The organism is Chloroflexaceae bacterium, assembly GCA_025057155.1.
In the GTDB taxonomy this organism is placed as follows: Bacteria; Chloroflexota; Chloroflexia; order Chloroflexales; family Chloroflexaceae; genus JACAEO01.
In genome coordinates, this window is record JANWYD010000005.1 from 21751 (window position 1) to 37516 (window position 15766).

The window sequence follows — 15766 nt, forward strand, 5'->3', positions numbered from 1 at the left end:
CTGCAATGAAGAAGACACATATGAAGGTTCCCTTTGTTGATTTGCGTGGTCAATATTTTTCGGTGCGCGAAGAGATCGAGACAGCGATCGAAAGGGTGCTGAACCGGGGCGATTATATTCTCGGCGAAGCAGTCCACGCCTTTGAGGAACAGTTTGCGCGGTACTGCGGCGTGGATCAGTGCGTGGGCGTTGACTCCGGACTCTCGGCGATTGAGTTGATCTTGCGCGCCTGGGACATTGGTTCGGGCGACGAGGTGATTACCACCGCCAATACGTTCTATTCAACGGTGTTGCCGATCGTTGCCTGTGGCGCGCGCCCGGTGCTTGTAGAGCCGGACCCGGCGACGCATACGCTGGATCCCGGCCAGCTCGAAGCCGCGATTACGCCGCGGACGCGGGCGGTGATCGTTGTGCATCTATACGGTCACCCCGCGGATATGGACCCCATCAACGCAATCGCGCGCCGCTACGGCCTGAAGGTGATCGAGGACGCCGCCCAGGCTCACGGAGCGCGCTACAAGCACCGCGTCGTTGGCAGTCTCGGTGATGCGGCCGCTTTCAGTTTCTACCCAACTAAGAACCTTGGCGCCTACGGTGATGCAGGCGCCGTGGCAACCAATGATGCCGATCTGGCTGAGCGGGTGCGGTTGTTGCGCAATCTCGGCCAGCGGGTCAGGAATGTCCACGAACTCAGGGGCTTTAACCATCGTCTCGACACCATCCAGGCGGCAATCCTGAGCGTCAATCTGCAACGCCTGGACGAGAGGAACGCGGCGCGCCGCCGGGCGGTTGCGCTCTATACCAAGGCGCTGGCCGAACTTCCAGTGGAACAGCCGTATGTTGCCCCATGGGCCGAGCACGTCTACCATCTGTATGTCATCCGAACCGACAATCGTGCCTGGTTGCAGCAGCAACTGGCGGAAGCAGGGGTCGCGACGGCGATCCACTATCCGACGCCCATTCATCTCCAGCCGGCCTTTGCGGATCTGGGCTATCGCAAGGGCGATTTTCCCGTATCAGAACGTCTGGCGCAGCAGATTCTTTCTCTGCCGATGTATCCCGGAATCAGCGAGGAGGCCATTCGCTACGTCGCCGACGTTGTCCGTCTCGCCAGCAGTGAGGGCAAGCGGCCTGCGATGGCCGGCGTGCGCGCGGAATAAAAGGTCGAGAGATGAAGCCGCCAGCCGTGACTGCTCAAGTTCAGCGTCCAGACGCGTACAGCTTCGTCGCGGCGGCGCTTGTCGGCGCCGGGCTCGGACTGATGAGCCTCTTCTCGCCTCTGCTGGCAATCGGGTTGGTCGGCGCGACGGTCTTCGGCCTGGTGGTGCTGCGCTACCCGCTGGTGATGGGCTACACGCTGATTGCCGGTGTGACGCTGCTGGCGGGTATTACTCGCGGCAAACTTATCCCGATGCTGCGCCCGAATGAGGTGATCCTCGTCCTTGCAATCGCCTTTACTGTCTTTGTGGTTATCGCGGATAGGCGGCGCAGCTTCGCCGTCGGGCGCTATAGCTTCGTCCTGACGGCCTTTGGCGTGCTGTTTTGCGGCAGTATAGCCATGCCCCTCGTCTACCACCTCAGCCAGGGCCGCGACGTTACGTTCGATGCCCTGCTCAACCTGACGTCGCCGCTCAAGTTTCTGGCCACCTTCCTGGTCATCGTCACCCTGGTACGGGGGCGCGCCGATACCGCGCGGGTGGTGCTGTGGATGCTGATCTGCGGCGCGATTGTCGCGCTGGTGGGGTTGCTTCAGGCGGCGGGCGTCGGGGTCGTGCGACAGATCCTGGCAAGTTGGTATACCTCGGTGCATTCCGAAAGCGCTCTGGCGTCAACGTCCGGTCGGGTCACCTCGCTCGTGGCAGCGTGGAACACGCTGGGTATGCTGATGATGACCTGCGTGCTGCTGGGATGGTCGGCCCTTCAGGCGTCAAGTATGGCCAGGCATCACTGGCCAATCATGGGCGCAACCGCGCTCTGCGCGTTGTGTCTGCTCGCCAGCGGCTCATTCGCAGGCACGCTGAGCGCAATCATAGGCATCGCGATCATCGCGCTTTTCAACCGGCAAAGCACGAAGACCCTGAAGCGCCTCTTTCTTGCCGGCGCGATCATTGGCGCGGGTCTCCTCCTCACCGCGCCGATCTCCTGGCCGGTCATCCAGGCGCGTCTGGAATACCAGTATGGCAATGGCGGCGCGTCGGGATTGTTGCCATCAACGCTGGTCTATCGCTTCTGGATCTGGCGCGATGTGTTCTGGCCCCTGATCACCGAGCAACCCATCTTCGGCGCCTCGCTGGTCATCTCCGACGCGCTACGCTGGCAGTGGACGGAAAGCCAGTACCTGCTGCTCTTGTTTAACGGCGGCCTGATTAGCTTACTGGCGCACCTGCTCTGGGTCGGCCTGATGGCCTTCTGGTTGTTGCGACGGGCGCGGAGAAGCGACGACGATCTGGTGAGTATGCTCGCCATCTGCGGCTTCGCTCTGCTCGTCGTGAGCTCGATCGCCGGCGTGACCAATGAGGTGTTTCTTTTTACCAGCTCGATTGATTATCTCTGGATCATCTTCGCACTCGTCGTTCAGCACCGAGAGGAGCATGCCCATGCGCGATCAGCGTAACGGGATCGCAGTGATCTTCTGGGGGCCGCATAGCCGGCACTCAGCGGATATTGCCGAGCGGCTCGGCGCGACCGTCTTCACGATCCATTATTTCAGTTGGCGCCGGATGTGGGTGGCGCCGGTGAAATATGTGTTACAGCATTTCAAGACCTGGGAGGTGCTCTGGCGTCAACGACCGTCGGCGGTCTATGTCATCATCCCGCCGACGTTTGCCGCGTTGAGCGTCTATCTGTACTGCCGGCTCACGGGGACGCCCTACGTGATGGACGTCCACGGTTTCTCGCTTACTGTTCCGAAGTGGCGCTGGACGATCCCGCTCCAACGCTTCCTGGCTCGCCGGGCGCGGGCCACGGTGGTTGATCAGGGCATGTACCAGCGCACCTTTGACTCCTGGGGGGCGCGCACCGTGTTGCTGGAACGACGGCCAAAGAGCGTAGCTTCCGGTCAGTTGCCGCCGCGCAACGCCGCGGATCCATTTACGGTGACGCTGGTCAACATCTTTGCCGAGGACGAACCGGTTGTCCCTGTCATTGAAGCGGCGCGTCACCTGCCGGATGTGCGCTTCTGCATTACCGGCGATACACGCCGCGCCGATCGGCGCGTGCTGGCATCGGCGCCGGCCAATGTGGTCTTCACCGGCTATCTGCGCGGTGATGACTTCTGGCATCTGCTGAGCAACTCACAGGCGGTGATGACGTTGACGGAGGAGCCATTCTCGCTGGTGTCGGGCGGCATTGAGTCGATGGCCATGGGCAAGCCAACCATCCTGTCGCGTCAGCCGGTGTTGACCGAATACTTCACCAGAGGGACCGTCTTTGTCGAACATACCGCTGCAAGCATCGTTGAGGCCGTGCGCTACGTCCAGGACCATGAAGATCGCCTCGCGTGCGAAATTAAGGAACTCGCGGCTGAGAAACGTGAACGCTGGGAACGGGCGTTCCATGAACTGCAAAGCCTGCTGGGAGAACATGTATGTGGGGCGGTGTCGGTCTTGGAAAGTTGAAGCAACAGTTTCGTCAATTTGACTGGAGCTTTATTCGCGGCTCGACGCTGCTCTCGGTTGGCACGGCGCTTGGCCGGCTGCTCGCCATGGGCTTCTGGCTCATTCTGGCGCGCGTCTTTGTTCCCGCCGACTATGGCGCGGTGCAGTACGCGATCACCATTGGCGGTCTGATCGCAGTGGCAACTCAGCCATTCGGCCAGTATGTGCTGGCGCGCTACGTCGGGAGCGCACGTGCGAACTGCCAGCAATTGCGCGCGGTGATCACCAATGGGCTGTTCTTTCTGACGGCGCTGGCCCTGCTCAGTCTCGGATTGGCCATCCCGATCCTGGCCGCTTTGAGACAGTTGACCTTCGAGGTGCTGCTGCTGTTTGCCGGTCTGACGCTCTACTACGGCTACTGGGGGCTGGCGACCGGTTTTACGGCGTCAGGGCAGTTGACGGCGGTTTACGTCGGCAGCAATTTGCTCCAGTTGGTGATGGTCTTCATCGTATTCTGGTTCAGCGACGCACTGACCCCTGCGCTAGCAGCGGCCATTTACGCGCTGTCGTATGTTCCGGTCATCGTGGCGCTCCAGGCGCGCTGGCCCCTGCCGCTCGCGCTGAGTCGCAGCGATCTGCGCCTCGACATGCTCGGGGATCTGGCGCGTTTCTCCTGGCCGATCTGGGTGTCGCATATCAGCTATATGCTGTATACCGCCATTCCCATTCTGCTGCTGGAGTACCATTTGTTTCTGGATGCGCTGGGAGTCTTTTCGCTTGCTAACACCCTGACCGCCGCGTTCACGATTATCAATCACAGTATTGCCACCCTGTTTCTGTCCCGCATTTCGCAGGCGCCGGCAGGGCAACGCCGGCTGCTCTTGCTGCGCACTCTGGCCGTGGTTGCGCTGCTGAACGCAGTGATACTTGCCGGCTACCTCCTGCTTGTGCAATGGGTAGTCATTGGTCTCTTCGGGGTTGCCTACGCTGGCGATCTGGGCACGTATGTGTTCCTTGCGCTGGCGACCATCGCTGGCGGCATTCAGTTGCTCATCACCGCCGCCCTGATCGGCAGCGGCAATGTCTGGCTGGAAGCCTCAGCCCGAATGCTACAGTGTCTGGTTGTCGGCGTAGTTGCCTGGTGGCTGGTGCCGCAACAAGCGGCGTTGGGCGCAGCGATCGCCGCGCTGGCCGGCGCGCTGGCGGCGCTGGCCTTTTATTCGCTGGCGGGCATATATCAGCGTTCTGAGCCGCCTTTAGGAGCGAGGATGTAGAAATGAGCAATCGTGCGCTGAGAGTCTGTTTTGTGCGTTGTAACAACTATTCGAGTATGCGGTTGCGTAAAGAAGCGGAAGCGCTCGCCAGAGCGGGGCACATGGTTGACGTAGTGTGTCTGCGCGATCATCCACGACAGGCGCCGCAGGAGCGGATAGACGGCGTCAACGTCTATCGGCTGCCAATGGAACACCAGCGGCGCGGCAAATTGCACTACCTCTATGAGTACCTGGGGGGCTTTGTGCTCTTGAGTCTGGCGCTGATCTGGCTGCACCTGCGCCGGCGCTACGATGTGATCGTGACCACTAATATGCCCGACCTTACTACCTTTGCGGCAGCCCTGCCGAAACTTCTAGGGGCGAGAGTCGTCTTTGATCTCCACGAGTGCATGCCGGAAATCTTTATGGTCAAATATGGGATCGGCCCCCGGCATCCTGTGGTGCGTCTCCTCAGCGCGATGGAGCAAGCCGCGATTGCCTTTGCCGACTATGCCATCACCTGCACCGAGGAGATGAAGCGTATCTTTGTGGCTCGTGGCGCGCCCGCCGACAAGTTTGCCGTCTTTCTGAACACCAGTAACGAGGCCATCTTCAGACCGCTGGAGGCGGCCTCGCCGCCGGCGCCCGATACCTTCACGCTCATGACACACGGGTCAATCGAGGAGCGCTACGGCCATGCCACCGCGATTCGCGCTGTAGCGCTGCTGCGAGCGCACATCCCCGGGCTGCGCTTCGAGATCTTCGGCGACGGTACAGCGCGTCAGCGGGTTGAACAGCTAACGCGCGAACTGGGGGTGGACGATATCGTGTGCTTCCACGGCTACGTGTCCTTCGAGGATCTGGTGAGGGCTATTAACCGCGCCGATATCGGGGTGGTAACCATCGAGCAGCGACCGGAGATGCGCTGGGTGCATACGCTAAAGATGTTTGACTATCTGGCGGTCGGCAAGCCTGTGGTGATCTCGCGCCTGCGCGCAGTGGAGGATTATTTCGACGACACGTGCCTCACCTATTTTGATCATAACAGCCCTGAGGCCCTGGCCGAGGCAGTGCTGATGTTGTACCGCAACCCTGAACTGCGGCAAAACCGGGTTCGTAATGCCAGCAAAGTCTACGAAACCCTGCGCTGGCCGGTGCAGGCGGTCGAGTTTGTTGCTCTCATCGAAAGGATTGCAGCGTGGAAAAATATGCACACCTTCAGGCGCTCGGTGCGCCCGGCGAAGTAGTTGCTCCTCACACTGACGAGATTGAGGCGACGGATCGCAGGGAACTGGAGGAGCCTAGAGACATACGGACGATTGACCCTGGTCATGATCATCGCTGGCAGACCCTGGTGGCAACGCATACGAGCACGCTCTTTCAGTCGCCGCCCTGGGTCCGGGTGATCCAACAGGTCTATAGTCTTGACGTCCGCGCCCATGTTGTGGTTGATCCTGCCGGGCATCCAATCGCTGGCCTCAGTTATTGCCGCATTGAAGACCTTTTCGCGCCGCGGATCGTCACCATGCCCTTTTCGGATTACTGCGATCCGCTGGTCAGTGACCGCGAGACTTTGAATTTGCTGCTCACCCGCATACTCGCCGAGGGCTGCCCGTTCACGATGCGCTGTCTGTTTAACGCGCTGCCACTTGAAGATGAACGGTTGACTCTTGTGAATCGCGCTCGCTGGCACGGGGTAAACCTGCAATCCGATCCTGATACGCTCTGGTCCAGCATAGACGAGTCCAGCCGGCGGGCCATTCGGAAGGCGCGCGCTGAAGGCGTCAGGGTTCGCGTTGCTGAAAGTCGTGACGATCTCTACGCCTTTTTTCGGCTGCATCTGAGGGTTCGCAAGTACAAGTATCGCTTGCTGGCCCAACCCTTTGCGCTCTTTGAACACCTCTGGGAAGAGTTTGTGGCCCGCGATCGGGGCTTTCTGATGCTGGCCGAGCACGAAGGCGCGATCATTGGCGGCGTCTATTTCCTCGGATGGGGCGACACGATCTATTACAAGTTTAACGCCTCGGATTTCGACCAGCTCAAACACCGGCCGAATGATCTAGTTATCTGGGAGAGCATGTGTTACGCCCGGGAACGCGGCTACGCCTGGCTCGATTTTGGTCTGAGCGACTGGGATCAGGAGGGGTTGGTGCGCTACAAGCGCAAGTTCGCTACCGAGGAACGCACCATCTCCTTTCTGAGATACATGCCGGAAGGCGCCGCCAGTGCGCGTGACGCCCAATTGCGCGGCCTGATCAATCGTCTCACCGAACTGTTTGTTGATCCCGGCGTTTCCGACGAGGTGACCGAACGGGCCGGGGCGGCTCTGTATCGGTATTTTACGTAGATCGAAGGTGGACGAGCCTCGTCAAATCAGATAAGGAGGTGTTGCATATGGTTAGGAAGGGAAGTGAGGCTGGGTTTAGGCGGCGTGATGTGCCATGTTTCGTCGCGGGTAACGTTGTCCTGTCCACTTCGTTCGATCTAGAGGATGATGCCTGGGACGCTTTCCTTGCCGCGACGCCGGGAGGCGGTCACAACCAGACAAGTCTGTGGGCGCGGCTCAAATCCCTTTCTGGATGGCGCCCGGCACGGGTCATTGCGCGCTCCGAGGGAAAGATCGTCGCAGGCGCGCAAATGTTGATGCGCACGTTGCCGGGAATTGGCGGGGTGGCGTATGTCCAGCACGGGCCGATTTCCGTCGATGATTCTCCCGTCCTCATGCGGGATTTGATCGCTACCCTGCACCGTCTGGCACGTTCATGCCGTATTCACTATCTGTCGCTCCAGCTTCCTTTGAATGGCCAGTATGGTGAACAACTCACCCGGATGGGCTTTCGTCCGAGTCCTGTCTCTCCGTGGGATCGGGCGACGGTGAGAATTGATCTGAGCGCCGAGCCGGAAACCATCCTGGCGCGAATGCGATCAAGTACGCGGTACAACATTCGTCTGGCCCAGCGCCAGGGGATTGTCATCCGTGAAGGCGGCGAGAGCGATCTGGCGGCATTCTACGCATTGCTCAGCGCTACAGCGCAGCGTCAGGGATTCGAACTTGAGCCAGAGTCCTATCTGCGTAGTTTATGGCAATTGTTCAGCCCGTCCGGGCACGCACGGATCTTCCTGGCGGAACATCAGGGCGAAAGGCTGTCGGGCGCCCTAATCGTCGCGTTTGGAGAAGCCGCGATGATGAAGCGCGTCGGTTGGCGCGGAGACACGGGTCGCCTGCGCCCGAATGAGTTGCTCTGGTCGACGGCGATAACCTGGGCACGGGCCAACGGCTACCGTTACTTCGACGTTGATGGGATCGACTATGAAGCAGCGCAAGCGGTGTTAAGCGGAGGGGAAATACCTGAGTCGGTGCGGCAGTCGGCAAGGGGTTTCAAGTTAGGATTCGGTGGTCAAGTCGCTCTGTATCCCGAGGCGCTCGAATGTTTTTATAACCCTTTCGTCCGGCGGCTCTATGATACGGTCAGGCCGTGGATCTCGGACGATGTCGATGTCAGGGAGTTGGTGCGCACCGTGGGGCTATAGTGGGCGATATTGGCAAATGTCGGACTATAGGTCATTGCCTCTGGCCAGACCCGCCGGTGGTTGTGGCCCAACCATTGCTTGAAGCGGCTGGCGGTCTGAGATGCCGCGGCCAGCTATGTCTTTTGGTTTGCGTGGATGAGCAGTCCGGATGAAAAACCAGCGACAACCTATCCGGTATCGTGGCAGCTATCGCCAGCCAGGGCCACGCAGGCTCTGGATGCTAATCCTTCTCGTAGGGCTGTTGCTCATTGCGGCGTGCAACCGCATTCCATCCGCTCTTCCAGGCCCTACCTCGACTCCTCATACCCGCACTGACGCGGCCGTTGCGCCTACGGCGACCCCGCCTGTCCAGCCTCGGCCCACATTGCCTGCGGGGCAGCCAGCTACCCCTTCGACCGGCCAGTATCTGCCGACAGTGACGCCGCCTGCCTCTGGTTGGCGGCTGATCTGGCACGATGAGTTTAATGGGACCTCCATTGACACCAGCAAGTGGGAGGTCATGGGCCGACGATCGTGGGGATGCTGGGAGCGTCGCCTGGGTTGGTGGTCAGAGGAAGATGCCTACCTTGATGGACGCGGCAACCTGGTGCTCCGCACGCGCGAGGTTCCGCTGGCAGAGTTTCGGGAGAAATGCCCGCAGGACGAGCGCAACCCGTGGGGGGCAAAGTACTGGGACAATGAGTATTTCTCGGGGGCGATCCGCTCACGCGGCAAGTTCGAGCGCGCCTTTGGGTATTTTGAGGCCAGAGTCGCCTTTGCCTACGACGCAACGCGCCCCGGTCACTGGCCGGCCTTCTGGCTCTATAACGACTCGGTGAAGCTCGTTGACAATAGCGGTCGCGATGGAACGGAGATCGATATCTTTGAGTACTGGGAGACCGATTTTGTGACCCATGCCCTGCACTGGGATGGTTACGACGATCAACATCATAAGAAAGCGGTGCGCGAAGTGCGCATGCCTGGCTTGAGCGCTGGCTACCACGTCTTTGGATTGCTCTGGACGCCGGACGTGTATGTGTTCTACATAGACGGCAAGGAAACCTGGCGTACCGCGCAGGGTGGGGTTGCGCAGACACCCCTTTATATTAAATTAACCGATGAAATCGAAGCTTATTATGGATTAGTATCCGAAGCTGATTTGCCCCATCACACCCTTGTTGACTACGTGCGCGTGTATGAAACGCCACCTGTTTATTGACAGGCAGTAGCTGCATCAACAGGGCCCCCGGGCTGAAAGCTGTCCAGAGGGCTTATCAGTTTTAGGCAAGGGATGTGAAGTCATGCGTCGCATCTACAATAAGATGCTCGCGATTGGGGCATTGATCAGGGTCGGCGATTACGAAGAAGCCAGGCGGCATTCTCGAGTGTGGTAACCCTTTGCTATATGCAGTTCCTCATTAAACCTGCAGACAACGCTCGCGTTCACGAGTATTTTGGCGGGCTCTTTCCGTGGCTTGCTCCAGATGAAGCGCTACTCGAACACGCTTTCACGCCTGAGGCATTTCAGGGACAGGGCATTATGGCCGGCGCCATGGCTCAGATTGCGGTTAAGGTCCTAGATTTTGGCGCGCGCTATGTGCTGACCTTTGTGCATGCGGATAACATCCCGGCGCTCAAAGGATGTCAACGGGCCGGTTTTGCCCCGTACATCTTGCGGCATGAACGCTGGCGTCTTTTTCGGCGCTCTGTCGTCTTTGAGGCGTTGCCTAACACTGTTGACCCGTTCGGGCCTGTTCCGCCCATAGCACGCACGCGTCCCGGCTGAGTCAGGACACGCCTGCCGCCAGGGTCAGAAAGAACGGTCAGGGAGGCATCGCCTCCCAGCCCCTTTCCAACGGTAAAACGGTAACTTTGGTGCAAAGCGTGTCTTGGAGCCTATCCGAACAACTCCTTTAGGCGGGAGGGGAAACCACGTTTCCCCGCCACCTGCCTGGTTAGAAGGTCGGCGAGGGCAAAGCCCTCCCGGATTATAATTCGGATAAACCGGTTATCGGGATAGGCTCCTAGTGAGGAAAGTGCAATGAGCGACCAGGAATCGCGGCCCCAGGTCAGCATCCATCCCACGGCGATCGTTGACCCGCAGGCCCGGATCGGCCCCGGAACCCGCATCTGGCACTGGACCCAGGTGCGCGAGGGGGTCGTCATCGGGTCCGAGTGCATCATCGGTAGAGGTTGCTATATTGACATCGGCGTGCAGATCGGCCGCTGCGTCAAGTTTCAGAGCAATATCTCGGTCTTTCACGGCGTCACCATCGAGGACGGTGTGTTCGTTGGCCCCCACGTCTGTTTCACCAACGACAAAGTTCCGCGGGCGATTAATCCCGATGGCACACTCAAAGCGGCGACGGACTGGAAGCTGGTTCCGACCCTGATTCGCTACGGCGCGAGCCTGGGCGCTAATGCGACCATCGTCTGCGGCGTAACCGTTGGCCGTTTCGCGATGGTGGGATCGGGCGCGGTGGTCACCCGCGACGTGCCCGACTACGGGCTGGTTGTGGGCAACCCGGCGCGGCTGATCGGCTACGTCTGCGCGTGCGGGCAGCGACTCCCGGGGGGGCCGCTGCCCGCAGGCGACCCGCCCGAGCAGCGGGTTTGCCCGGCGTGCGGGCGAGAGACGTGGGTGGGGACGGCTCCTGCTAATCAGGGCCTTTCTCAGAAAGAGTGACGCACAGGCGCGAAGGCGCAATGTGTTCGTGGTCGTGATGCCAGGCCTCTGTGCCATCGCATCCTGGCGTCACAAGTGATCGGGAAGCCCTGGTTCAAGGTATGCGAGACGTGCCGTAAGGTAGCGGACCGGCCCGACCGGCCGCGAGGCTGGCCGCACGGGATGCCTGTGTGGATGTACGGAGATGGGGGAGAGTCAAGAACGGGGGGCGGGGAGGACAAAGCTCCTCCCCGCTCCCCATATGCCCTTCACGCTCGGCTATGGCGCCTCGGCGCGCGCAATCACCTCTATCTCCGCCAGACTGGCGACGCGCATGCCGTAGAAGGTCCCGCTCATGCTGTCAATCAGCACGCGCACGGCGCGGGCGCGCACCTCGGTGAATGGCACATCGGTCCCCTGAGTGGTGATCCGCCCCACCGAGGACCGGGCAACCTCCTGCGTCGCACGGGCGTCGGCGTACAGCACCACGGTCGCGCCCTCGACCTGCAGGCTCGAATTCGCCTCGTCGCCGCGGCGCGGGTTGTAGAGCCGCACGTTGCGTACCGTCACCGGCACCGGGAAGGTCAACTGCACCCACTGGCCGGTTGTCTGTCCGGGGGCGCTGGTCCAGTAGGCGAAGATGGGGCCTTTCAGCACGCGCCGGTCGTTAACGCCGCCGTTGTAGTTGGGGTCACGGGTCGAGGAGACCGTGACCGTAGCGCCCGGGGCCAGGTTGGTCCACGCCGCTTCCTCCTCAGTGGCGGGGACCGGCATCATCGAGTGGCCGGCGTGGCAGCCCACACAGCGCACGTGCTCGCCGGGCCGCCCGAAGTTCATCCCTGCGACGTGGGCGCCGCCATTGCCGCCCGGCAGCAGCGGCACGTTCCCCGCCGCATCACGCAGTTGCTCGAACAGCGGGAGGTTGGCCGGCGTCTGGTCGTTGCGGACGACGCCTGCCGGGCTGACGGGCAGCTCGCTCAGCAGGATCGGCCAGTCGAGGTTGGGGAAGGAGCCGGTGCTGGTGCGCTGGTGGTCAAGAAAGAAGCGCAGCGTAGCGGCCGAGCCTGCGGGCGGCGCGCTGATGATGTCGCTATCCACCGGCGCATTGGCGTAGATGTTGAGCACATCGAAGATGAACGTTCCGTCCTGGTTGAAGGGCCCGCCCGCGGGCGGGGGAACCATGCTCGCCGGCTGCGTCACCGTGTCGGGGATGATCGGCGGGAGCGGCCGGGGCCGGACGGCGCGCGCCCGCAGCTCCGACGTGCCGGGGTAATTGAGGAGCGGGCGCAGATCGGTTCCATCAATGTTGACCGTGTAAAGCCCATAGTCCTGGTTGATATCTCTGGCGAGCGAGATCACCAGGCGGTGGTTGGAAAGGGCTTCGGGTTCGGCCGCATAATCGCCCCTGAAGACGCCAAACGAGGTGGGATTGTCGGGGTTTACGTAGTCGAGGGTCAGCGAGGTGATGCCGATCACGGGCGTAAAGGGCGTCGGGCCGCGGCTGTAGAGGCGGATGCCGCCGAAGCCGGCGGCTTCGCTCATGTTGAACATCGGGAAAAAGTTGGCCGCGAACTGGCCATTAGGCAGGAAGGTCCCGCCGTAGGTGTGATTGGCCGCCTCGTCGCGGAACCGTCCCGTCAACATGCGCAGATCGGTGCCATCAGGATTGATTGATGCCGCGTGCCAGGCGTTGCGGAAGGAAGCATCGGCGCCGCCCACCTGGTTGTCGCGGTCGGTGGTCAGGCCGTCCCGCTGCCTGAAACCTCCCGCGGGGTCCGCCACCGTTGCCGCGCTGTTGCTTGGGAAGCGGTGGTTGCGCCACCAGCGGGCATAGACGATCCGTCCGGTCAGCGGGTCCACCAGGGGGCGGTCGGCGCCGTTGCGCTCGGCGGTGATGCGGCGCAGGCCCGAGCCGTCGGCGTTCACCACGAACAGGTTGGTCGTGCGCGTGCCGCTGTACTGGGCGAAGGAAGGCCAGCGCGTTGATGAGAAGACGATGCGGCCGTCCGGCAGCCACACCGGATCGCCGTCATCGTAGCCGGAGAGCGGCGCAGCGGCAGGGCCGAGATGGGAAAGGTCCAGGCGCTGGTCGCTAAAGGTCACCTGACGCAGCCCGCGCCCGTCCACGCCGATGGTATAGATGCGCCAGGCCCCGGGATGGGCGCCGGGGTCCTGGTCATAGTTGCCGGCGGGAAGCCCGGCGAAGACGATCGTCGTGCCATCGTAGGAGACATCGGGCGCGTTGACATCAATCAGGTTGAGGGTCGCGGGCGTGGGGTTGGCCCCGTCAATGAGGGTGCGCACCGTACCGTCGGCCTCGCGGATCAGCAGCCTGCCGGGGTTGGCCGGACGGAAGCGCGAGTACGGGCCGACGCCGGGCATATCTCTGGGCCTATCCCAGTAGATGGTGCCGCGGTCGCGGATCTGGCGCGAGACGAAAACCAGGGCGGGGATGCCATCGCGGGCGATGAAGGGCGCAAAAACCCTGCTCTGCCTGCCGGTCTGGGCATTGCCGACCGCCGGCAGAGCGGAAGGAAGGAGCAAGGCGCACAGAGCAACTACCCCTGTCATCACTGCGAAATGGCGCAGCAGTTTGAGCATACTGGCCTCTCCTGTGGCGGGTGATGAGCATAGACGTGATCAGGCGCGAGCGTGCTCAGTGTAGCTGCCGTCTTGAGGGGTATGCCATCGGTCCATGGTCCTGTTTTAACCAATTTTTTACTACTACCGTGCGCGGAAGATGCAACCGGCTCACCGGCGCTGCGTGTGGAGGAGGCACTTCGCGCGGATGGCGCGTGTTGTGTAAACGGTAAAATCGGCGCGCCCATTCGAGGTGCACCCCTGCGATGCGGAGCGAGCAGTGTTCGCGATGCAGCGCGCCGCGCGGCTGATCGGGCGGTACGGGTGCAGATGAACCGCAGAGCGCGCGGCGGATGAGCTTATTGAAGCCGTTTGCGCTGCGGTACGAAGGTGGTCGGAAGATGTGAGCAGAGTCGATCAAGCAGTTCTGGCGGTAGCACGGGGACCTATTCGGCAACCCTTTACGCCGCCTATGGGGTTGATTTATACTCTCTCGCAGGTGCGGCGCGATACGCGCAAGGGGCGCCGTTTCGCCGCGCAACTGGCCGAAGATGCGGTTCATAGCTGGCTCGCCGCATCCGGGCGATTACCGGAAGACGGCAGGTTACAGGCAGCAAGAGCGGGAGGCGATCGGTCTACTTCGTGTTAGCCCGCCGATTTCACGCCTCTTCCTGAATATAGGCAGAACGTCCGTTCTTTCGACAGCTTGCACTACGATCAAGCGATATAGTAATAGGGTTGCTGTCTCTGTCCAAAAGACTTGCACAGGGGAGTTGTCAATGAGCGATCCTTTGCTGAACAGGCTCCTAGAAAATGATCTCGATCATCATGCGAAACCTATTTCGGAGGCTCAAAAGCAGAGCTTTGCCTTTCAAATAGAGTGTCTGAAAATGGAAATAGATATCCTCGAGAGAAGCATATCTAGACGGGAAACAATTTCACAGAGCGTTAAGAATTTCGCTATTGTTAGCTGGGGCGCAGCATTGACGGTTATGATTGGGCAAAGTGACTTGAGAAAATATGTGATTATCACTGTCATCCTGCCAATTATGTTCTGGTTGGTGGATGCCTGGTGGCTCTATTTATATCGAGGTGACTCTTTCAGATTTCGTAAAATAGAGCAATTCGTAAATAGCCCTGACCTAGAATTATCATACAGCCAAAAAAGATTAGCGAATTTTACCGTTCTTGATACGTCTGGAAAACAGTACAGAAACACAAAAGAGTACAAGAGGTTTGTGAATTTCGGGAAAATTCTTTTCTTTAGAGAAATGTTGTTCTTATACGGCGGTTTAGTTACTTTTAGTTTGGTAATCGGTATAATTTCTCTACTCATCTTCTAAAGTATTACCAACCAACCGCGGCGGGCAAACAAGGGCATGCAACGGATGCCGCTTCGCGTTGATCGAGATCGGCGCGATTTTGAAGGTTCGATTCGGCTCAACAGCCGTATCGAATCTAGGGTGCGGCACCGCTGATGCCCGGGCCGTTAGCCCGCTTATCCATAGCCAACAGTTAAATGGGGTGGTCAATTGCCTATCAGAATAACTTTGCGAACAGACAGAGAGTTTAGCCTGTTCAGGGAGATGCTTCATCGCTTGATACTACTTCGCGACGCAGATGATTTAGTTCTATGCTCTGGGTATATCTGGGAGCCAGCGGCAGGCTATAAGTACAAAATCCTGGATGACAAACTGCTGGATGTTCTCCTGAGAGGTTGTAAGGGTAAACGAATTATCACGATTGCGGGTAAGTTGGACAAACAATGGCTTGACCACTACAAAAATTTCGTCAGGCGATTGAGACAAAAAGATCTCTATGTAAAACCTTACTTGGCTCCCAAAAGAAACTGGCACGCCAAAATCGCAATTCGCCTAAAACAAGGGAAGCCTATCGCTGCCATAATTGGTAGTAGCAATCTAACCGGTCCTGCTTATAGCGAGAATGGATATTCTTGGAATTTTGAATGTGATGTCTTGATTTGGGAAAACTCTTCCCGGTTAAACCAACTATTCAAGCAACCTTTTGAAAAAATGTGGCATTTGGAGATTTTCAGTTAATCATTGACCCAGAAGTTCGTCAAATGAACGAGCAAGAGCAATTGCTTCGTATCTACACAGATACAGTTCAGAATGATTTTGAGGATTTAAGCGTTGAGTGAC

The 15766-nt window shown here is 59.7% G+C and carries 13 protein-coding genes; 12 read left to right on the plus strand and 1 reads right to left on the minus strand.

Features of this window, described 5'->3' with window-relative positions; genetic code table 11:
• The first annotated feature begins 5 nt into the window (after nucleotides 1-5).
• The 10 genes from NZU74_05220 to NZU74_05265 all read left to right on the plus strand — a co-directional run bounded on the left by NZU74_05220 (nucleotide 6) and on the right by NZU74_05265 (nucleotide 11045).
• Nucleotides 6-1160: a DegT/DnrJ/EryC1/StrS family aminotransferase gene (locus tag NZU74_05220; GenBank protein MCS6880711.1), complete on the plus strand. Its 1155-nt coding sequence runs from the start codon at nucleotides 6-8 to the stop codon at nucleotides 1158-1160.
• Nucleotides 1161-1186: 26 nt separating this feature from the next.
• Nucleotides 1187-2614, plus strand: coding sequence for a hypothetical protein (locus NZU74_05225; GenBank protein ID MCS6880712.1), 1428 nt, complete (start codon nucleotides 1187-1189; stop codon nucleotides 2612-2614).
• Nucleotides 2598-3617: a glycosyltransferase gene (locus NZU74_05230; GenBank protein MCS6880713.1), complete on the plus strand. Its 1020-nt coding sequence runs from the start codon at nucleotides 2598-2600 to the stop codon at nucleotides 3615-3617. Before NZU74_05225 ends, NZU74_05230 begins: the two co-directional genes overlap by 17 nt.
• Entirely contained in the window at nucleotides 3614-4870 is a 1257-nt protein-coding gene (locus tag NZU74_05235) for a lipopolysaccharide biosynthesis protein (GenBank protein MCS6880714.1), read from the plus strand. Before NZU74_05230 ends, NZU74_05235 begins: the two co-directional genes overlap by 4 nt.
• A 56-nt stretch (nucleotides 4871-4926) precedes the next feature.
• Nucleotides 4927-6096, plus strand: coding sequence for a glycosyltransferase family 4 protein (locus tag NZU74_05240; protein ID MCS6880715.1), 1170 nt, complete (start codon nucleotides 4927-4929; stop codon nucleotides 6094-6096).
• Nucleotides 6048-7196, plus strand: coding sequence for a GNAT family N-acetyltransferase (locus NZU74_05245; GenBank protein MCS6880716.1), 1149 nt, complete (start codon nucleotides 6048-6050; stop codon nucleotides 7194-7196). Before NZU74_05240 ends, NZU74_05245 begins: the two co-directional genes overlap by 49 nt.
• Before the next feature lie 89 nt (nucleotides 7197-7285).
• Entirely contained in the window at nucleotides 7286-8380 is a 1095-nt protein-coding gene (locus NZU74_05250; GenBank protein ID MCS6880717.1) for a peptidoglycan bridge formation glycyltransferase FemA/FemB family protein, read from the plus strand.
• Between the two features lie 415 nt (nucleotides 8381-8795).
• Nucleotides 8796-9578 carry a glycoside hydrolase family 16 protein gene (locus NZU74_05255; GenBank protein MCS6880718.1) on the plus strand — a complete coding sequence of 261 codons (783 nt, stop codon included), beginning with the start codon at nucleotides 8796-8798 and terminating at the stop codon, nucleotides 9576-9578.
• Nucleotides 9579-9764: 186 nt separating this feature from the next.
• Nucleotides 9765-10145, plus strand: a complete 381-nt coding sequence (locus NZU74_05260) for a hypothetical protein (GenBank protein ID MCS6880719.1) — start codon at nucleotides 9765-9767, stop codon at nucleotides 10143-10145.
• Between the two features lie 255 nt (nucleotides 10146-10400).
• On the plus strand, nucleotides 10401-11045 hold the full coding sequence (locus NZU74_05265) for an N-acetyltransferase (protein ID MCS6880720.1): 645 nt from the start codon (nucleotides 10401-10403) through the stop codon (nucleotides 11043-11045).
• Between the two features lie 258 nt (nucleotides 11046-11303).
• Here the strand turns inward: NZU74_05265 and NZU74_05270 are convergent, their stop codons facing one another.
• Nucleotides 11304-13625 (minus strand): hypothetical protein, encoded by a 2322-nt coding sequence (locus NZU74_05270; protein MCS6880721.1) that lies wholly within the window; start codon nucleotides 13623-13625, stop codon nucleotides 11304-11306.
• A gap of 758 nt (nucleotides 13626-14383) precedes the next feature.
• Between NZU74_05270 and NZU74_05275 the strand changes: the two genes are divergently transcribed.
• Both NZU74_05275 and NZU74_05280 read left to right on the plus strand, forming a co-directional pair.
• Nucleotides 14384-14947, plus strand: coding sequence for a hypothetical protein (locus NZU74_05275; GenBank protein MCS6880722.1), 564 nt, complete (start codon nucleotides 14384-14386; stop codon nucleotides 14945-14947).
• Nucleotides 14948-15190: 243 nt separating this feature from the next.
• The gene (locus tag NZU74_05280) at nucleotides 15191-15664 is read left to right on the plus strand and encodes a phospholipase D-like domain-containing protein (protein MCS6880723.1); all 474 of its coding nucleotides are present in this window, start codon (nucleotides 15191-15193) and stop codon (nucleotides 15662-15664) included.
• Nucleotides 15665-15766: the final 102 nt, after the last annotated feature.

Bases quoted from the DNA above. Each gene is read 5' to 3' on its own strand.
- NZU74_05260 (MCS6880719.1), top strand. From the start codon at position 9,765: ATGCAGTTCCTCATTAAACCTGCAGACAACGCTCGCGTTCACGAGTAT.
- NZU74_05220 (MCS6880711.1), top strand. From the start codon at position 6: ATGAAGAAGACACATATGAAGGTTCCCTTTGTTGATTTGCGTGGTCAA.
- NZU74_05270 (MCS6880721.1), bottom strand. From the start codon at position 13,625: ATGCTCAAACTGCTGCGCCATTTCGCAGTGATGACAGGGGTAGTTGCT.
- NZU74_05240 (MCS6880715.1), top strand. From the start codon at position 4,927: ATGCGGTTGCGTAAAGAAGCGGAAGCGCTCGCCAGAGCGGGGCACATG.
- NZU74_05230 (MCS6880713.1), top strand. From the start codon at position 2,598: ATGCGCGATCAGCGTAACGGGATCGCAGTGATCTTCTGGGGGCCGCAT.
- NZU74_05280 (MCS6880723.1), top strand. From the start codon at position 15,191: ATGCTTCATCGCTTGATACTACTTCGCGACGCAGATGATTTAGTTCTA.
- NZU74_05265 (MCS6880720.1), top strand. From the start codon at position 10,401: ATGAGCGACCAGGAATCGCGGCCCCAGGTCAGCATCCATCCCACGGCG.
- NZU74_05275 (MCS6880722.1), top strand. From the start codon at position 14,384: ATGAGCGATCCTTTGCTGAACAGGCTCCTAGAAAATGATCTCGATCAT.